A 2997-nucleotide genomic window follows, 5' to 3' on the forward strand; every position below is an offset into this window, starting at 1 on the left:
GCATTCTTCAATAGATTAGCCTCCTTATTTTAGCGATCATCTTATGTTAAGCATGAGAATAATTCAGAATAAGCTGGAAAGCAATAGTGAATTAAAGGTTAGTACGATATTACCTTGACAAAGGTAATATTTTACTGCAAAATTAGTGAAACAACTTTATAAATACGGTTTATAAAGTTGTTTTATGATGTTATAAAAAGAAGGTGCTATGTATGGAAAAAGCTAATACAAATTTAATTAAAGAAATAAATCTGAACCTGGTTCGCAAAGTATTGAAACAGATCAGTAAGACAACAAAACCCCAACTAGCCGCATTGACTGATTTAAGTGTGGTAACTATCAATACCCTTATGCAGGAATTGCTTAATAATGGAGAGATCTTTGAAGATGAAATCGTCCCTTCAAACGGAGGCAGGCATGCGTTAACCTATCGTTTTAATTATGAGTATAGTCTAGCACTGATTATACATATTAACGAAAAACAAGGGACAGATGTAGTGTGTACTACGGTAGTGAATTTAAATGAGGATGCTCTGATGAAAGAAGAGCATCCCTTTCAAATTTTTAATGCTACACAATTTTATTCCACGATTCAAGACATCATTTCCCTCTATCCTTCCATTAAAGTTATTGGAATAGGAATCCCGGGACAATCTGTAAATGGAGAAATTACAGTCAGCAGTCATGAAAGATTAAATGGAATTCGGTTGGCAGAGGATGTGCAAAGCAAATTTGGTTTGCCGGTTATTGTGGAGAATGACGTAAATGCCGCTGTATGTGGTTACGTCTATAGAGAACAAATAGATGAAGATCAATGTGTACTGGCTATTTATTTTCCTGAGAATTCTCCACCAGGAATGGGGATTTATTTGCGAAATGGGGTTTTAAAAGGCAAACATGGATTAGCTGGTGAAATCAAATTCCTTCCGTCGATAGTTTGGGATGAGAGCAAGGGAACGGAAGTTTTCTTCAATAGTATATGTGAAATTATTCAAATATTACAATCTGTATTTGATCCTGATCGAATTGTGATCTATAGAGAGAATATAGAAGAAGTGTCTTTCTTTCATTTTTTAGAATCCTACAAATCTAAACATAAGATGCCTTTGTATCCTAAGGTTATTTTCTCAGATTTATTTTATGAAGATTTTAAAACAGGGTTGAGAGGGTTAACTCTAAAAGAATTGGAACGTCCAATCATTGTCTTTAAATAATGTATATATGATTACCTGGGTTTATTCTTATTGGTTAGGACTTGCGCCGATTTACCCTGGACTTCTTCATGAAACGCCAACTCGGTTTGGTAAAGAGAATTCTTCCAAACTCATGAGATATCAAATGGCAGTTGCTTATACAGGAACGACATTACTTCCTCCCATTTTTGGGGTTATAGCTTCTCAGACAAGTATTCATTTTTTCCCGATTGCCGTCATTGTTTTCCTTCTTTTTATGCTGTTCAGTTCAGAACAAGTGAATCGTACATTGAAAAAGAGAACTTTGAACGGTTAACCCAAGATTATATCTTAAATCATAAACACCCATGACAATAACGTGCTTTTCTATAAATTATCACTTGACCTGAAACGCGTTTCATCAGCTAAAGTAAACGTGTAACCTAAAAGAGAAAGCGAGGGCACTCTATGATCTCACTGATTTTACTTTGCTCAGTCATATGGATTGGTACTTATTGGTGCTTAACATTATCCGGGCAGCCTAAGGAAGTAAAACCTTACCGCTCCATCGATGATTTTTTTGAATAACTTTGTATGTCCACTTAATAAAGGAACTTTTTTTACTCACTTTATTAATATGTTTAATTAAATGGTTTAATAAGTGTACAGGGTATGTAATGCACCTATTAAATGAATGTTTGAAGATTTTAATAGAGATTTTGATGTTGATCCATGGAAAGAAAATGAAAAGCCGTAAATTAAACTGGCTAATAAAGATCTTTATATATTAAGGGAGGATTTATAGATGTTTAAACTGGTGGTAAGTGATCTGGATGGTACTTTTCTGAATAATAGTAGCACTTTCAATGTCGATTTATTTAATCAGGTGTATGGAGAAATGCAAGAAAATAATATTTCCTTTGTAGCCTGTACAGGCAAGCAGTGTGAAAGAGTAGAAGAATTATTTGGCGAGCACGGAAAAGGGATCTGGATCTTAGGGGACAGTGCTACGCGGATTAAAAAGGATGGAGTCGTCGTCAAAGAGTTTACGATTGAACGCAATTTAGCATTACAAGCGATAAGAGATATCGAAAGTTTTTCCAATGACTTCATTATCATAGCATGTACAACGGAAGCAGCATTTGTTCATTCTTATATTCAAGACGAATACTATAAAATTGTGAAAGGCTCGTACAAAGAAGTGATTAAGATTGATTCATTTGATCAAATCAACAGTAGCTTTCTTAAAATAACTGTATATGATCCATCTGGAAAAAGTTCCTTATTAAGAAAACATGTTGAAAAGACTCTAATGGATCAAATTTATATTGTTGATTCTGAAGCAAATTGGCTGGATATTACAGCACTTCATACCCATAAAGGGGAGACGGTAAGAAAACTCCAAGAGATATTGGGGGTTACTGAGGATGAGACCCTGTCTTTTGGAGATGGTGAAAATGATGTGGAACTTATGAGTATAGCAAAATATAGTTTTGCTATGAAAAACGCATGTGAGAATACTAAAAATGCTGCCAGTTTTATCACTAAATCCAACGAAGAAAACGGTGTCTTATTAACGATAAAAAAAATGATGGATTTACAAAAACAATAATATTAATTATCGTTATGGAGAGAAGACCCCAAATTGCCTCATGAAAGGACTATACGTAGCATGAAAAATAAAATACTGGTTTTTGATATTGGTGGCTCTTTTATTAAATTTAGTTTGTATTTTCAAGGTGAATTTATGTGCAAGGGGAAAGTTAAAACTCCATTGGACTCACTTGAGAATCTGCTTGTAGCTTTGAAGCAAATTCATAATCAG

The 2997-nt window shown here is 34.2% G+C and carries 2 protein-coding genes and 1 pseudogene; all 3 read left to right on the top strand.

From position 1 onward, the window contains the following. Positions 1–212 precede the first annotated feature (212 nt). Positions 213–1214 carry an ROK family protein gene (locus GRP75_RS23115; RefSeq protein WP_068942569.1) on the top strand — a complete coding sequence of 334 codons (1002 nt, stop codon included), beginning with the start codon at positions 213–215 and terminating at the stop codon, positions 1212–1214. Between the two features lie 11 nt (positions 1215–1225). After that, a pseudogene (locus GRP75_RS23120) lies at positions 1226–1509 on the top strand (MFS transporter); the annotation flags it as partial. Between the two features lie 468 nt (positions 1510–1977). After that, positions 1978–2784 (top strand): HAD-IIB family hydrolase, encoded by an 807-nt coding sequence (locus tag GRP75_RS23125; protein ID WP_160790478.1) that lies wholly within the window; start codon positions 1978–1980, stop codon positions 2782–2784. The last annotated feature ends 213 nt before the right edge of the window (positions 2785–2997 follow it).

Origin of the sequence: Paenibacillus sp. OT2-17, from assembly GCF_009827695.1 — a bacterium.
Taxonomy (GTDB): Bacteria; Bacillota; Bacilli; order Paenibacillales; family Paenibacillaceae; genus Paenibacillus; species Paenibacillus polymyxa_B.

Excerpts from the sequence above, each read along its gene's own strand:
- GRP75_RS23115 (WP_068942569.1), top strand. The coding sequence starts at position 213 with ATGGAAAAAGCTAATACAAATTTAATTAAAGAAATAAATCTGAACCTG.
- GRP75_RS23125 (WP_160790478.1), top strand. The coding sequence starts at position 1,978 with ATGTTTAAACTGGTGGTAAGTGATCTGGATGGTACTTTTCTGAATAAT.